We start from the raw sequence: 13,686 nt of genomic DNA, 5'->3' as shown, positions 1-13,686 counted from the left end.
CCATGCGTGTCGCAGAGGTCACCCGCAATACTTCGGAAACGCAGATCCGCGTTTCGCTGAATCTCGATGGCACTGGCCGCCAGAAACTGGCGTCCGGCGTGCCGTTCCTCGACCACATGCTGGATCAGATTGCCCGCCATGGCATGTTCGACCTCGAGGTCGAGGCCACGGGCGATACCCATATCGACGATCACCATACGGTGGAAGACGTCGGCATCACGCTGGGCCAGGCCGTGGCGCGCGCCATTGGCGACAAGAAGGGCATCACGCGCTATGGGCACAGCTACGTGCCGCTCGACGAGTGCCTGTCGCGGGTGGTGATCGATTTCTCGGGCCGTCCGGGCCTGGAATTCCACGTGCCGTTCACGCGCGCCCGTGTGGGTAGCTTCGACGTTGACCTGACGATCGAGTTCTTCCGCGGTTTCGTCAATCACGCCGGCGTGACACTCCATATCGACAATATTCGCGGCATCAACGCCCACCATCAATGCGAAACGGTGTTCAAGGCCTTCGGGCGTGCGCTGCGCATGGCGGTGGAGCTGGATCCGCGCGCGGCCAACATGATTCCGTCGACCAAGGGCACGCTCTAAGCCAGGCTGATCTCACGCGCCACCCTGTAGGCGTGCCGGCTGGTTGCGGCGCCCGCTGACTACCACCGACACCCGCACCCGATGGATACGCTCAAGTCCTTCATCTCGCTGCTGGCGCTGATCAATCCGATCGGGGCGATCCCGTTCTTCATCAGCCTGACCAGCCAGCAGACCGAGGCGGAAAAGCTGCGGACCATCAAGACGGCATCGGTATCGGTGGCGATCGTGGTGGGGGTCTCGGCGTTGCTCGGCCAGCAGATCATCGAGTTCTTCAATATCTCGGTGGCCTCGCTGGAAGTGGGTGGCGGCTTGCTCATGGTCATGATGGCCATGAACATGCTGAACGCGCAGACCAGTCGTACCAAGGCCACGCCGGAGGAAGAGAATGAGGCCGAAGCCAAGGCCAGTATCGCGGTGGTGCCGCTGGCGCTGCCGCTGCTGACCGGGCCGGGGTCGATCAGTACCGTGATCGTCTATGCGGGCAAGACGCAGCACTGGTACCAGTTGCTGATCCTGGTTGGCATCGGCGTGCTGCTTGGCGCTGTGGTGTATGTGACGTTCCGCGCGGCTGACCCCATCGCGCGGGTGATCGGACAGACCGGGATCAATATTGGCACGCGCCTGATGGGTCTAATACTCTCGGCGCTGGCCGTTGAATTCATTGTGGACGGGCTGAAGACATTGTTGCCTGTTTTGAAATCATGACTACCATAGCAATTGTGGATTACGGCATGGGCAACCTGCGCTCGGTAGCGCAGGCCCTGCGCACGGCGGCGCCGGAGGCGGATGTCCAGGTTGTGGATCGCCCGGAAGCGATCCGCGCGGCAGACCGCGTGGTGCTGCCGGGGCAGGGCGCGATGCCTGACTGCATGGGCGCGCTCGGCAATTCCGGCCTGCAGGAGGCGGTGCTGGAAGCCGCCGCGACCAAGCCGATGCTGGGCGTGTGCGTTGGCGAACAGATGCTGTTCGAACGTAGCAGCGAAGCTCGTGCGGGCGAAGGCAGCACGCCGGCGCTGGGGCTGATGCCCGGCGAGGTGATTCGCTTTGAACTGGAAGGCATGATGCAGCCCGACGGCTCGCGCTACAAGGTGCCGCAGATGGGATGGAACCGGGTACGCCAGTCGAAGCCGCATCCGCTGTGGAACGGCATTCCGGACAACAGCTGGTTTTACTTCGTGCACAGCTACTATGTGCACGCGCAGGATCCGGCCCATATCGCCGGCGAGACTGAATATGGCGTCGTGTTTACCAGTGCGGTGGCACGCGATAATATTTTCGCCACGCAGTTTCACCCGGAGAAGAGCGCCGCGATGGGTTTGCAGCTATACCGGAATTTCGTGCACTGGAATCCGTAAAGCGTCAGAAGCACCTGTTACCTGAAGCGCCAGTAATACCGTACAGCGATCACCTTTTCGTTCAGAGCCACCAACCAGACTGCGCATCTTTTGCCAAACTGACATGACCTGAGCGCCGACGCCCGGCGTCGGAATCGCTACCTTTTTCCCTTTACACAACCACCACGCTCGTCACGCATATGTTGCTCATTCCGGCCATCGACCTGAAGGACGGTCAGTGTGTACGCCTCAAACAAGGCGACATGGACCAGGCCACCGTCTTTTCCGAAGATCCCGCCGCCATGGCACGTCACTGGGTCAACCAGGGCGCGCGTCGCCTGCATCTGGTCGACTTGAATGGCGCATTCGTTGGCAAGCCACGCAACGAAGCCGCCATCAAGGCCATCATTGCCGAGGTTGGCGACGAGATCCCCGTCCAGCTTGGCGGCGGCATCCGCGATCTGAATACCATCGAGCGCTGGCTCGATGACGGCCTGTCGTACGTGATCATCGGCACGGCTGCGGTGAAGAACCCCGGCTTCCTCAAGGACGCCTGCGCCGCATTCGGCGGCCACATCATCGTCGGCCTCGATGCCAAGGACGGCAAGGTGGCCACCGATGGCTGGAGCAAGCTGACCGGCCACGAGGTGGCGGACCTGGCACGCAAGTACGAAGACTACGGTGTCGAGTCGATCATCTACACCGACATCGGTCGCGACGGCATGCTGCAGGGCATCAATATCGACGCCACGGTCAAGCTGGCCCGGTCGATGTCGATCCCGGTGATTGCCAGCGGTGGCCTGTCGAACATGGCCGACATCGACCAGCTTTGCGCCGTGGAAGGCGAAGGCGTGGAAGGCGTGATCTGCGGCCGCGCGATCTACTCGGGCGACCTGAATTTCGCGGCGGCCCAGGCCCACGCGGACAAGCTGGGCGCGGAGTAATCCAAGCTCGCGCGCCACAACCAGCCGTCGCCGATGCGGGCGACGGCGGGCAAGGAAACTCATGTTAGCCAAACGTATCATCCCCTGCCTGGACGTGACCAATGGGCGGGTGGTCAAGGGTGTCAATTTCGTTGAGTTGCGCGATGCGGGCGATCCCGTCGAGATCGCGCGGCGCTACGACGAGCAGGGTGCCGATGAGATCACATTTCTCGACATCACGGCAACCAGTGACGGCCGCGACCTGATCCTGCACATCATCGAGGCGGTGGCGTCGCAGGTGTTCATCCCGCTGACCGTCGGGGGTGGCGTGCGCACCGTGGAAGACGTGCGGCGGCTGCTGAATGCAGGCGCAGACAAGATCAGCGTGAACTCGTCTGCCATCGCCAATCCGCAGCTCGTGTCCGACGCAACGGGCAAGTACGGTTCGCAGTGCATCGTGGTGGCCATCGACGCCAAGCGCAGCTCCGCCCCCGGCGAACCGCCGCGCTGGGAAGTGTTCACTCACGGCGGCCGCAAGGCCACCGGGCTCGATGCAGTGGAGTGGGCCCGCGAGATGGCGCGCCGCGGCGCGGGCGAGATTCTGCTGACCAGCATGGATCGCGATGGCACGAAGAGCGGGTTCGACCTCGAACTGACACGCGCTGTCAGCGACGCGGTGCCCGTGCCCGTTATTGCATCTGGCGGGGTCGGTGGCCTGCAGGATCTGGCCGATGGCATCCGTCTGGGACACGCCGACGCCGTACTGGCCGCCAGCATCTTCCACTATGGCGAGCACACCGTTGGTGAGGCAAAGGCTTTCATGGCCCGCGAGGGCATTCCCGTCCGGATGTGATCATGGCGAAGAAGTGGTTGAACAAGGTGAAGTGGGACGACAACGGTCTGGTGCCGGTGATCGTCCAGGAAGTGGGTTCCAACGACGTCCTGATGTTCGCGTTCATGAATCGCGACGCGTTGCAACGCACGGTGGAACTGGGCGAGGCCGTGTTCTGGTCGCGCTCGCGCAAGCGCCTGTGGCACAAGGGCGAGGAATCAGGCCACGTCCAGAAGGTGCATGAGATTCGTCTGGATTGTGACGAAGACGTGGTGTTGCTCAAGGTGACGCAGATCGACAGCATTGCCTGCCACACCGGTCGTCACTCGTGCTTTTTCCAGAAGTTCGAAGGCGATGTCGAGTCCGGCGACTGGCAGACCGTCGAGCCGGTGCTCAAGGACCCGTCCTCGATCTACGCGGCCAAGCCATGAGCGATAACCTGTCCCAGGCCGATATCCTGGCCCGCGTGGCGGCCACGCTGGAATCGCGCAAGCCCGAAAACGGTGGTGACCCGGAGAAATCCTATGTCGCCAAGCTGTTCAAGAAGGGCGACGACGCGATTCTCAAGAAGATCGGCGAGGAAGCTACCGAAACGGTCATGGCCGCCAAGGATGCGCGGGCTGCCGACCTTGCCGACGAAGCCGTGAGCAAGGTGGTCTACGAGGTAGCCGACCTGTGGTTCCACACCATGGTGCTGCTGGCTCGCATCGGCCGGACCCCAGAAGACGTCGTCAATGAACTGGCGCGCCGCGAAGGGTTGTCCGGACTGGTCGAGAAGGCCAGCCGCAAGGAGTAGGATACGAGTCACGCGGCCCGAACCGGTTCGGGCGCGGCTTGATCCTGGAGGGCATGATGGCGACGGACTATACCTCGCAAGTCACGACGACCGCGGATGCTGACAGGCTCGATGGCCTGCGCAAGCTCACGCACATTCTTTATGCGCTCTATGCAGTCCACTGGTTCACCGGTGGGATCACGGCGTTGATCGCGATCATCGTCAATTATGTGAAGCGCGACGACACTCGGGGCACGCTCTACGCTTCGCATTTCGCCTGGCAGATCCGCACGTTCTGGTGGTCTATTGTGTGGTTCGTTGTGGGTGGCTGCATGTTCGTCACGGTATTGCTGTTTCCGGTGGCGATCGGCTTGTGGAGTGTTCTGTCATTGTGGATGCTGTATCGTATCGTCAAAGGCTGGCTGTATCTGAATGATCGCAAGCCGATGTATCCGGACGAGCAGTTCTGAGGCGTCCCAAGACGATGGCGGCAAGTCCGGAAGTGACTAGGCATAGTTCGGACAAGCTGCAACAAGATCTCCATGAAAACCCAGGACAATTGCATTTTCTGCAAGATCGTGGCCGGCCAGATTCCCTCGAACAAGGTGTATGAGGACGAAGACTTGCTGGCGTTTCACGATATCCACCCCAAAGCGCCGGTACACTTTCTGCTGATTCCTAAATCGCATGTCGATTCGTTAGCCGATTGCGGTCCCGGCGAATCGGATGTGCTTGCTAGAATGATGCTTAAGGTGCCCGAACTGGCACGCCAGGCCGGCTGCAACAATGGATTCCGGACGGTGATCAACACCGGCACCGACGGAGGGCAGGAAGTGTTCCACCTCCACATCCACGTGATGGGCGGACCGCGCAGCCAGTGGAAGGCGCCGGCGCCCTGACTGTTCGGGGCAACCAGGGTATGAGTGGACCGGGACGGATGTCGCGGTCCGGTGTCGCGCCGGCAACCGTCGCCCGGCGCGGCCTTTGAGGGACGGAACTACGGGGCCGGGCGGCAGTCTTCCGACGCCCGCGGCTTTATCAGGAGCAAGAAATGGGTTCGTTTAGCATTTGGCACTGGCTGATCGTGCTGGTGATCGTCATGCTCGTTTTCGGTACCAAGAAGCTGCGCAATATCGGCCAGGATCTGGGTGGTGCGGTAAAGGGCTTCAAGGACGGCATGAAGGAAGGCAATACCGACGAGCCGGCCGCTCCGGCCAAGGAACTGCGCGATTCCACCACCATCGACGTCGAAGCCAAGGAAAAGTCGCGTCAGCAATAATTGTCTGACGGAATTTTCTCCTTGCCAGTCACCCTTGCGGCGGCCGCCGCCACGTACGTTGCGACGGCCTGCCATTCCTGTGTCCCTGTTCTGATGTCTGCATGATCGATCTCGGCATTTCCAAGCTGGCACTGATCGGCGCCGTCGCGCTGATTGTGATCGGCCCCGAGCGTTTGCCGAAGGTCGCGCGGACGGTCGGCGCGCTGGTCGGTCGCGCCCAGCGCTATATCAATGACGTCAAGGCCGAAGTCAGTCGCGAGGTGGAGCTCGAGGAACTGCGCAAGATGCGCACGGAATTCGAGAACGCCGCGCGCGACGTCGAGCAGACCATCCACAAGGAAGTCAGCGAGCACACCCAGGCGCTTAACGAAGCGTTTGATGGCTCGGCCTCGTCGTCATCGTCCAGCGATACGGGCTCGGGCTATGTGCCCAGCTGGGACAGCGCGCACAAGTCGCACAACGGCCGCAAGAGCTGGCGCGTCAAGCAGGGCGCGCGTCCGATCTGGTTCAAGCGTCAGCAGAGCACGCGCATGTGGGTGCAGTCCGGCGCCGCACGCGTGAAGCGCCACCGGCCCGCCAGTGGCCGCAACCGTTCCTTCTTCGAATAAGCATGGCGGGCTCCGCAGACCCCAACGACGAATCCCAGCAGGAAACCTTCATCTCCCACCTGATCGAATTGCGCGAGCGATTGGTCAAGGCGGTGGCGGGGGTGATTATCGTTTTCCTGGCCATGGTTTACTGGGCGCCGCAGATCTTCAATCTGTTCGCGGCCCCGCTACTGCATTCGCTGCCCAAGGGCGGACGCATGATCGTTACTGATGTTACCGGCTCGTTCTTCGTGCCGATGAAGGTGACCATGCTGGTCGCATTCCTTATCGCCTTGCCATGGGTGCTGTACCAGATCTGGCAGTTCGTGGCGCCGGGACTCTATCAGCATGAAAAGAAGCTGGTCGTGCCGCTGGTGTCCAGCACTTACGTGCTGTTCCTGTGCGGCGTCGCGTTCGCGTACTTCCTGGTGTTCCCGACCGTGTTCCACTTCATGGCGCACTACAACGCGCCGCTTGGCGCGGACATGTCGACGGACATCGACAAATACCTGAGTTTCGCCATGACGACATTCCTGGCCTTCGGCATTACGTTCGAAGTGCCGGTAGTGGTGATCGTGCTGGTGAAATTCGGCGTGGTCGAGCTCGAGAAGCTCAAGCAAATCCGGCCGTATGTGATTGTCGGCGCATTTATCATCGCCGCCGTCGTCACGCCGCCGGATGTCATGTCGCAGCTCTTACTGGCCGTACCCCTGATCGCGCTGTACGAACTCGGGCTGCTGATGGCGCGATTCGTCTCGAAACAGCCGCTTGGTGCACCTGCCGAGGGTGAAACCCAGGCAGATTGAGTTCCAGGACTTCAGTTAACGGTTGGTAATCCCCGAGACTGAATACTGCGCATTGCACCAATTTGGTGAAATCCTCCCCAATTGCTGTTGCTTCATCACAACAAGAAGCGTCGGTAAACCGCGTTTACGGCGAAAAAGACTTCTGGCGAGCAAGGGGGGTGACACATAATACGACGCAGACGTGAAGGTGAATGCGTCGCCCAAACACTTGGGCAACCAAGATTTCCCAATCAGTTGACAAGGAAAGTGTCGATATGAAGATGAAACTGTTTGCTGCTGCCGTCGCCGCTCTGGCCGCTGGTGGCGCCTATGCCCAGTCGAGCGTGACCCTGTACGGTGTGGTTGACGCTGGCGTCGAGTACGCTAACCACCAGCCGGGCGTGTCCGGTAGCCACGACGTCGTGCGCCTGAACTCGGGCGGCATGTCGGGCAGCCGTTGGGGCCTGCGTGGCGTTGAAGACCTGGGCGGTGGCCTGAAGGGCGTCTTCGTGCTGGAAAGCGGTTTCAACGTTGACACCGGTACGTCGGGCCAAAACAACCGTCTGTTCGGTCGTCAAGCCTTCGTCGGTATGCAAAGCCAGTTCGGCACGCTGACCCTGGGTCGCCATCAGACGCCGTTCTATGACTTCGGTCTGGCCTTCGACCCGATGGCCATCTCGTCGAACTACTCGATCACGGCTCAAGCTCCGGAGTTCCAGCAACGTGCTGACAACTCGATCAAGTACATCGGTACGTTCGGTGGCCTGACCGGCTCGCTGCTGTACAGCACCGGCTCGAACACGGCTGGCACGGCTAGCATCTACCAAGGCACCAGCGGCGAAGTTCCGGGTAACTACCACCTGGGCCGCGAGATGAGCGCAAGCGTGATGTACAACGGTGGCCCGTTCTCCGTTGGCGCGATCTATGACGAAACCAACGTTGGTATCGCTGCTGCTGACGGCGCCAAGATCCGCCGCGCTTCGGTTGCTGGTACGTACGCCTTCGGCCCGGCCAAGGTGTTCGCTGGCTACCGTTACGCTCACGGTCTGGGCGGCGCAGTTCTGCCCGGCGGTGTGAACACCGTTGACGGCGCTACGAAGATTGCGAACGTCTCGAACCTGTACTGGCTGGGCATGGGTTACCAGCTGACCCCGGCTCTGTCGCTGACCGGCGCCGCGTACTACCAAGACTTCCGCAACACCGGTGCTGATCCGTGGAGCTTCGTTGTGTCGACGGACTACGCTTTCTCGAAGCGTACGGACGCCTACTTCAACCTGGCCTACACGAAGAACAAGGACGGCTCGACTCTGGGCACGTCGTCGGCTAGCCCGGGCAGCGTTGGTGGCTCCGGCTTTGGCACGACTCTGGGTTCGTACAACCAGTTCGGCGCCATGGTTGGCCTGCGCCACAAGTTCTAATTTGATGCGGGTGTAAGCCCGCTTCAGATTGGATTCAGAACGCCGGCATCCGAAAGGATGTCGGCGTTTTGTTTTGTTCGGGGCCTTGATTGTGCGGGCGTACCGGCGCTAGGCTTCGGGCTCGAATTGGGGGCTACATCCGGTTCGATACTTGATAGCAACCGCTTAGCTGATCAATGACCAGGGCGATGCCGGGTACGCGGACACGGAAGGTGAGTAGCCCTCGTGCTGCCGGGCTGGGCGGGGTTGGCGAAGGCAGCGAGTCTGCGAGCTATGAGCGTAGGGGGCTTGGCTTCTCGTTCTCCTCGGCAGTACCTTCAGAATCCATGTGTGCCGAAGAGCGCCGTGTGGTCCCGGTTTGTGCCCGACGTACCCAAACGAATTTCTCTCCCAGCCGGCACAAACAAAAACCCCCCGTCACTGCTGACGGGGGGTTTTGTATTGATATCTATGCCGGATGACTTACCAGCGAGCAGCGAGCCTGCCTACTCTTCCTCATCCAGCGGCATTGGCCTGCGCGGAGGAGGCGGGCGCTTGCCGATCGTGACAGTGAGTTCCGCCGGTTTGCCGCGTCGAATCACCTTCATCTTCGCCTCGGCGCCCGGTTTCAACTGTGCAATCGCGTTGAGCAGGGCGGTGGTGTCCGAGATCGATTGATTGTCGACCGAGACCAGCACATCCCCAGGTTTGACGCCGGCCTTGTCCGCTGGCCCACCCTGGACCACCGCCGCAATCAGGGCGCCTTCCTTGGCTTCGAGCCCAAAAGACTCGGCAATCTCAGGGGTCAGATCCTGCGGCTCCACGCCGATCCAGCCACGTGTCACGCTACCCGTAGAGATGATCGATTCCATGACTTGCTTGGCGGTCGACACCGGAATCGCAAAGCCAATACCGAGCGAGCCGCCCGAGCGCGAATAGATCGCCGTGTTGATGCCAAGCAGATTGCCCTGCGCGTCGACCAGTGCACCACCGGAGTTACCGGGGTTGATCGCTGCATCGGTCTGAATGAAGTTTTCGAACGTGTTGATGCCGAGATGGCTGCGGCCGAGCGCCGAGACAATACCCATTGTCACGGTCTGGCCGACACCAAACGGGTTGCCGATAGCCAGCACCACATCGCCCACCTTCACGTTCTCGATCCGCCCCAGCGTGATCGCGGGCAGGTCCTTGAGCGTGACCTTCAGCACGGCAAGGTCGGTTTCGGGATCGGAGCCGACCACTTTGGCGTTTGCCTTGCGTCCGTCGGTCAGCGCCACCTCGATTTCGTCGGCGCCGTCCACAACGTGGTGGTTGGTTAGAATGTAACCTTCGGCACTGACGATCACGCCCGAGCCCAGGCTCGACACCGGTTCCTGGCGCTCCGGCAAGCGGTCGCCAAAGAAGAACCGGAACCACGGGTCTTCAGTCTGCGGGTTATTGGGCGATCGCTTCGAGCCGTTCTTGCTGGTGAAAATATTGACGACTGCGGGCATGGCAAGGCGGGCCGCCTCGCTATAGGACCCCGGAGCGGCCGAACCTTCCACACTGGGGACGACCTCTTTTAGCGCCACAATGGGCGAACCCGATTGCACGGCCACCCGCCCGCGCTGCAGCCACTCGGGTTTGAGTGTGGCCACGACGAACCACACGGCCAGAACAACCGTGACAGCCTGAGCGAAGAACAGCCAGAAGCGGCGCAACATATTGGATTTTTGAGCAGAAAATGAAAACAAAAGAGCTTGAATTGTACTTGAACGACCTGCTACAGGTTTCCCGTTTCAAGGACTATTGCCCGAATGGACTCCAGGTGCAGGGTCGGCCGGAGGTTGCCCATATTGTCACCGGCGTGACGGCGAGCCTGGCGCTGATCGATGCGGCGATCGAAGCCGGCGCTGACGCGATCCTCGTGCACCACGGCTACTTCTGGAAAAATGAGGATGCCTGTATCGTCGGCCAGAAACATGCCCGCCTGAAGCGCCTGCTGGGCGCCGATATCAATCTGCTGGCCTACCATCTGCCGCTCGACAACCATCCGGAACTCGGCAACAACGCCCAACTGGGTCTGCAGCTCGGGATCACTCCGACGGGCCGCTTCAGCGATGATCAACTGGGCTGGACCGGCACGCTGCCGCAGCCCATGCCGCTCAGCGCCTTTGCGGCCCATGTGGGTGGCGTGCTGGAGCGGGAGCCGCTGGTCATCGGCGACGCCGACCAGATGATCCGCACCGTGGGCTGGTGTACCGGTGGCGCACAGGGGTACTTCGCGGCAGCGGTGGGCGCGGGTGTGGATCTTTATATGAGTGGGGAGGTGTCCGAGCCCACCACGCACCTGGCGCGAGAGAGCGGCGTGGCCTATCTGGCTGCCGGTCACCATGCGACGGAACGCTACGGCATCCGTGCAGTGGGCGAACACCTGGCGCAGCGCTTCGGGCTGCGCCACACATTTATCGACATTCCGAACCCGGTCTGAACCGGGCGCAATTATCAGCCGCGTGGGGCCTTCAGGCTGTCACGAATTTCGCGCAGCAGAACAATATCTTCCGGCGTGACGGCCGGCGCGGCAGGCTCTGCCTCCTTTTCGCGCATCTTGTTGAAGGCGCGCACCATCATGAAAATGATGAACGCGAGAATGACGAAATTCACCACGATGGTCAGGAAATTTCCGTAAGCGAATACCGGCACACCCGCTTTCTTCAGTGCATCCAGCGTTTGCGGGGTGCCAGGGGGGGGATCCGCCAGCATGACAAACATGTTGGAAAAGTCGAGTTTTCCCACGATTCTGCCGATGACAGGCATGATCAGGTCATTAACGACTGAATCGACGATCTTGCCGAATGCCGCCCCGATGATGACACCGACCGCCAGGTCGATGACATTGCCACGCATGGCGAAGGTCTTGAACTCGCTCATCATTCCCATAGCGCTATTCTCCGTTTTGTTGTTCCAGATTAACGTCTGAGTTTGACAGAGACTGCATCATCGCACCCTCGAGTGCAAGTCTGGATGCGGAAATTGCGTCTCCATGACCGATAAAAGCGCGGTCGGCTATCCGTAGTTCGCCTATCGTCGCCAGATGTGCCTCAGGTATAATTTTTTGTTGACGCAAGATTCAATTGATGACATCCCCTGGGGTTTGGAATGAGTGACCAGCAAGACGTGAAGAACGTGGACAAAGGTCGCCGCAATTGGTTGATCGCGACTTCTGTCGCAGGCGGCGTAGGAGGCGTAGCAGTAGCAGTACCGTTCGTGAGTACCTTTGCACCTTCAGAGAAGGCGAAGGCTGCGGGCGCACCAGTCGAGGCGGACATTGGCGCCCTGAAGTCTGGTGAGATGATGACGGTGGAGTGGCGTGGCAAGCCAGTCTGGATTCTGCGGCGCACGCCGGAGATGATGGCTTCCCTGAAGAAGACCGACGCCGAAGTCGCGGACCCGAATTCCGACGTCCCCTTCACCATGCCGACGCCGGAGTACTGCAAGAACGAAAGCCGTTCCCGTGCCGACCACAAGGACCTGCTGGTCGTGGTTGGAATCTGTTCCCACCTCGGCTGCTCGCCATCCGGCCCATTTCCCGCAGGCGCCAACCCTCAACTCGGCGCTGATCCCGGCTTCCTCTGCCCGTGCCATGGCTCGACCTTCGACCTGGCTGGCCGCGTGTTCAAGAACAAACCGGCCCCGCAGAACCTTGACGTACCCCCGTACCAGTTCCTGACCGACACCAAGCTCGTGATCGGCAAGGACGAGAAAGGAGAAGCCTGATCATGGCGGCCGAAAAAGAAGTCAAGACTACCGGGCTGCTGGGTTGGGTCGACGCCCGCTTCCCCGCCACCCAACTCTGGGAAGACCACCTCTCCAAGTACTACGCGCCGAAGAACTTCAACTTCTGGTACTTCTTTGGTTCGCTGGCACTGCTGGTGCTGGTGATCCAGATCGTCACCGGCATCTTCCTGGTGATGAACTACAAGCCGGACGGCACGCTGAACGCGGCTGGCATTCCAGTGGCATTCGCCAGCGTGGAATTCATCATGCGCGAAGTGCCATGGGGCTGGCTGATCCGCTACATGCACTCCACCGGCGCTTCGGCGTTCTTCGTCGTGGTGTACCTGCACATGTTCCGCGGGCTGCTGTACGGTTCGTACCGCAAGCCGCGCGAACTGGTCTGGATCTTCGGTTGCCTGATCTTCCTGTGCCTGATGGCCGAAGCGTTCATGGGCTACCTGCTGCCCTGGGGCCAGATGTCCTATTGGGGCGCGCAGGTGATCGTGAACCTGTTCTCGGCGATTCCGGTGATCGGCCAAGACCTGTCGCTGTTCATCCGCGGTGACTACGTGGTGAGCGATGCCACGCTGAACCGCTTCTTCTCCTTCCACGTGATCGCGGTGCCGCTGGTGCTGCTGGGCCTGGTGGTGGCGCACATCATCGCGCTGCACGAAGTGGGCTCGAACAACCCGGACGGCGTGGAAATCAAGGCGAAGAAGGATGAGAACGGCATTCCGCTCGATGGCATCCCGTTCCACCCGTACTACTCGGTGCATGACCTGCTGGGCGTGGCCGGCTTCCTGATCATCTTCTCGGCCGTGATCTTCTTCTTCCCGGAAGTGGGCGGCTATTTCCTGGAAGCCAACAACTTCTTCCCGGCGGATCCGCTGAAGACGCCGCCGCACATCGCGCCGGTGTGGTACTTCACGCCGTTCTACTCGATGCTGCGCGCAACCACGGCGAACTTCCTGCCGATCCTGTGGGCGTTCTTCGCCATCGTGCTGGGCATGGTGTTCCTGCGCAGCAAGGATGCACGCATCAAGATGGGTTCGGTGGCGATCCTGGTGATCCTGGCCGTGGGCTTCTATTTCATCGACGCCAAGTTCTGGGGCGTGCTGGTGATGGGCGGATCGGTGATCGTGCTGTTCTTCATGCCGTGGCTCGACTGCTCGCCGGTCAAGTCCATTCGCTACCGCCCCGCATTCCACAAGACGATCCTGGTTGTCTTCGTGGTGGTGTTCCTGATCCTCGGCTACCTCGGCGTGCAACCGCCGTCGCCGGTGGGTGAGAAGGTGTCGCAGCTCGGTACGCTGCTGTACTTCGCCTTCTTCCTGACCATGCCGCTGTGGAGCCGTGCCGGCACGTTCAAGCCGGTGCCGGAGCGCGTCACGTTCCATCCGCACTAAGACGCTGCGCGACCCTACAAGA

The 13,686-nt window shown here is 61.0% G+C and carries 18 protein-coding genes; 16 read left to right on the top strand and 2 right to left on the bottom strand.

Going from position 1 to position 13,686, the window contains the following annotated elements:
* The first annotated feature begins 2 nt into the window (after window positions 1-2).
* From hisB to K6G35_RS14605, 13 genes are all read left to right on the top strand, one after another.
* Window positions 3-590 carry an imidazoleglycerol-phosphate dehydratase HisB gene (gene hisB / locus K6G35_RS14665; RefSeq protein ID WP_008643048.1) on the top strand — a complete coding sequence of 196 codons (588 nt, stop codon included), beginning with the start codon at window positions 3-5 and terminating at the stop codon, window positions 588-590.
* Window positions 591-671: 81 nt separating this feature from the next.
* Entirely contained in the window at window positions 672-1,295 is a 624-nt protein-coding gene (locus tag K6G35_RS14660; protein WP_008643049.1) for a YchE family NAAT transporter, read from the top strand.
* Window positions 1,289-1,945, top strand: coding sequence for an imidazole glycerol phosphate synthase subunit HisH (gene hisH, locus K6G35_RS14655; RefSeq protein WP_085959056.1), 657 nt, complete (start codon window positions 1,289-1,291; stop codon window positions 1,943-1,945). The genes K6G35_RS14660 and hisH overlap by 7 nt, the downstream gene beginning before the upstream one ends.
* A 179-nt stretch (window positions 1,946-2,124) precedes the next feature.
* Window positions 2,125-2,868: a 1-(5-phosphoribosyl)-5-[(5-phosphoribosylamino)methylideneamino]imidazole-4-carboxamide isomerase gene (hisA, locus tag K6G35_RS14650; RefSeq protein WP_008643054.1), complete on the top strand. Its 744-nt coding sequence runs from the start codon at window positions 2,125-2,127 to the stop codon at window positions 2,866-2,868.
* Between the two features lie 61 nt (window positions 2,869-2,929).
* On the top strand, window positions 2,930-3,700 hold the full coding sequence (hisF, locus tag K6G35_RS14645; RefSeq protein ID WP_008643056.1) for an imidazole glycerol phosphate synthase subunit HisF: 771 nt from the start codon (window positions 2,930-2,932) through the stop codon (window positions 3,698-3,700).
* A gap of 2 nt (window positions 3,701-3,702) precedes the next feature.
* Window positions 3,703-4,110, top strand: a complete 408-nt coding sequence (gene hisI, locus K6G35_RS14640) for a phosphoribosyl-AMP cyclohydrolase (protein ID WP_008643058.1) — start codon at window positions 3,703-3,705, stop codon at window positions 4,108-4,110.
* On the top strand, window positions 4,107-4,475 hold the full coding sequence (locus K6G35_RS14635) for a phosphoribosyl-ATP diphosphatase (RefSeq protein WP_008643059.1): 369 nt from the start codon (window positions 4,107-4,109) through the stop codon (window positions 4,473-4,475). Before hisI ends, K6G35_RS14635 begins: the two co-directional genes overlap by 4 nt.
* 53 nt (window positions 4,476-4,528) lie before the next feature.
* The gene (locus K6G35_RS14630) at window positions 4,529-4,924 is read left to right on the top strand and encodes a DUF4870 family protein (protein ID WP_008643061.1); all 396 of its coding nucleotides are present in this window, start codon (window positions 4,529-4,531) and stop codon (window positions 4,922-4,924) included.
* Window positions 4,925-4,996: 72 nt separating this feature from the next.
* On the top strand, window positions 4,997-5,353 hold the full coding sequence (locus K6G35_RS14625) for a histidine triad nucleotide-binding protein (RefSeq protein ID WP_008643063.1): 357 nt from the start codon (window positions 4,997-4,999) through the stop codon (window positions 5,351-5,353).
* Window positions 5,354-5,505: 152 nt separating this feature from the next.
* Window positions 5,506-5,733 carry a Sec-independent protein translocase subunit TatA gene (gene tatA / locus K6G35_RS14620; protein WP_008643065.1) on the top strand — a complete coding sequence of 76 codons (228 nt, stop codon included), beginning with the start codon at window positions 5,506-5,508 and terminating at the stop codon, window positions 5,731-5,733.
* Window positions 5,734-5,834: 101 nt separating this feature from the next.
* Window positions 5,835-6,341, top strand: a complete 507-nt coding sequence (gene tatB / locus K6G35_RS14615; protein ID WP_008643067.1) for a Sec-independent protein translocase protein TatB — start codon at window positions 5,835-5,837, stop codon at window positions 6,339-6,341.
* Window positions 6,342-6,343: 2 nt separating this feature from the next.
* Complete coding sequence (gene tatC, locus K6G35_RS14610; protein WP_008643069.1) at window positions 6,344-7,126, top strand: twin-arginine translocase subunit TatC; 783 nt, start codon at window positions 6,344-6,346, stop codon at window positions 7,124-7,126.
* Window positions 7,127-7,380: 254 nt separating this feature from the next.
* Entirely contained in the window at window positions 7,381-8,523 is a 1,143-nt protein-coding gene (locus tag K6G35_RS14605) for a porin (protein ID WP_008643071.1), read from the top strand.
* A 485-nt stretch (window positions 8,524-9,008) separates the two neighbouring features.
* Here the strand turns inward: K6G35_RS14605 and K6G35_RS14600 are convergent, their stop codons facing one another.
* Window positions 9,009-10,205 carry a Do family serine endopeptidase gene (locus K6G35_RS14600; protein WP_495675882.1) on the bottom strand — a complete coding sequence of 399 codons (1,197 nt, stop codon included), beginning with the start codon at window positions 10,203-10,205 and terminating at the stop codon, window positions 9,009-9,011.
* Window positions 10,206-10,225: 20 nt separating this feature from the next.
* On the opposite strand from K6G35_RS14600, the gene K6G35_RS14595 reads away from it, so the two are divergent.
* A complete protein-coding gene (locus tag K6G35_RS14595) occupies window positions 10,226-10,972 on the top strand; it encodes a Nif3-like dinuclear metal center hexameric protein (RefSeq protein ID WP_495675881.1) in 747 nt (248 codons plus the stop codon).
* A gap of 14 nt (window positions 10,973-10,986) precedes the next feature.
* Here the strand turns inward: K6G35_RS14595 and mscL are convergent, their stop codons facing one another.
* On the bottom strand, window positions 10,987-11,421 hold the full coding sequence (mscL, locus tag K6G35_RS14590) for a large conductance mechanosensitive channel protein MscL (protein WP_495675880.1): 435 nt from the start codon (window positions 11,419-11,421) through the stop codon (window positions 10,987-10,989).
* A 219-nt stretch (window positions 11,422-11,640) separates the two neighbouring features.
* Between mscL and petA the strand changes: the two genes are divergently transcribed.
* Both petA and K6G35_RS14580 read left to right on the top strand, forming a co-directional pair.
* On the top strand, window positions 11,641-12,258 hold the full coding sequence (petA, locus tag K6G35_RS14585; RefSeq protein WP_008643078.1) for a ubiquinol-cytochrome c reductase iron-sulfur subunit: 618 nt from the start codon (window positions 11,641-11,643) through the stop codon (window positions 12,256-12,258).
* 2 nt (window positions 12,259-12,260) lie between these two features.
* Complete coding sequence (locus K6G35_RS14580) at window positions 12,261-13,664, top strand: cytochrome b (protein WP_008643080.1); 1,404 nt, start codon at window positions 12,261-12,263, stop codon at window positions 13,662-13,664.
* Window positions 13,665-13,686 lie beyond the last annotated feature (22 nt).

The sequence above is a fragment of the Cupriavidus sp. HY129 genome, from assembly GCF_059492215.1.
Note: the sequence above shows the minus strand (reverse complement) of the source record. Positions and strands in the feature narration are given on the sequence as shown.

What these genes read in the sequence shown, in the direction of transcription:
- hisB (WP_008643048.1), top strand. Translation starts at nt 3, where the DNA reads ATGCGTGTCGCAGAGGTCACCCGCAATACTTCGGAAACGCAGATCCGC.
- K6G35_RS14660 (WP_008643049.1), top strand. Translation starts at nt 672, where the DNA reads ATGGATACGCTCAAGTCCTTCATCTCGCTGCTGGCGCTGATCAATCCG.
- hisA (WP_008643054.1), top strand. Translation starts at nt 2,125, where the DNA reads ATGTTGCTCATTCCGGCCATCGACCTGAAGGACGGTCAGTGTGTACGC.
- hisF (WP_008643056.1), top strand. Translation starts at nt 2,930, where the DNA reads ATGTTAGCCAAACGTATCATCCCCTGCCTGGACGTGACCAATGGGCGG.
- hisI (WP_008643058.1), top strand. Translation starts at nt 3,703, where the DNA reads ATGGCGAAGAAGTGGTTGAACAAGGTGAAGTGGGACGACAACGGTCTG.
- K6G35_RS14635 (WP_008643059.1), top strand. Translation starts at nt 4,107, where the DNA reads ATGAGCGATAACCTGTCCCAGGCCGATATCCTGGCCCGCGTGGCGGCC.
- K6G35_RS14630 (WP_008643061.1), top strand. Translation starts at nt 4,529, where the DNA reads ATGATGGCGACGGACTATACCTCGCAAGTCACGACGACCGCGGATGCT.
- K6G35_RS14625 (WP_008643063.1), top strand. Translation starts at nt 4,997, where the DNA reads ATGAAAACCCAGGACAATTGCATTTTCTGCAAGATCGTGGCCGGCCAG.
- tatA (WP_008643065.1), top strand. Translation starts at nt 5,506, where the DNA reads ATGGGTTCGTTTAGCATTTGGCACTGGCTGATCGTGCTGGTGATCGTC.
- tatB (WP_008643067.1), top strand. Translation starts at nt 5,835, where the DNA reads ATGATCGATCTCGGCATTTCCAAGCTGGCACTGATCGGCGCCGTCGCG.
- tatC (WP_008643069.1), top strand. Translation starts at nt 6,344, where the DNA reads ATGGCGGGCTCCGCAGACCCCAACGACGAATCCCAGCAGGAAACCTTC.
- K6G35_RS14605 (WP_008643071.1), top strand. Translation starts at nt 7,381, where the DNA reads ATGAAGATGAAACTGTTTGCTGCTGCCGTCGCCGCTCTGGCCGCTGGT.
- K6G35_RS14600 (WP_495675882.1), bottom strand. Translation starts at nt 10,205, where the DNA reads ATGTTGCGCCGCTTCTGGCTGTTCTTCGCTCAGGCTGTCACGGTTGTT.
- K6G35_RS14595 (WP_495675881.1), top strand. Translation starts at nt 10,226, where the DNA reads ATGAAAACAAAAGAGCTTGAATTGTACTTGAACGACCTGCTACAGGTT.
- mscL (WP_495675880.1), bottom strand. Translation starts at nt 11,421, where the DNA reads ATGGGAATGATGAGCGAGTTCAAGACCTTCGCCATGCGTGGCAATGTC.
- petA (WP_008643078.1), top strand. Translation starts at nt 11,641, where the DNA reads ATGAGTGACCAGCAAGACGTGAAGAACGTGGACAAAGGTCGCCGCAAT.
- K6G35_RS14580 (WP_008643080.1), top strand. Translation starts at nt 12,261, where the DNA reads ATGGCGGCCGAAAAAGAAGTCAAGACTACCGGGCTGCTGGGTTGGGTC.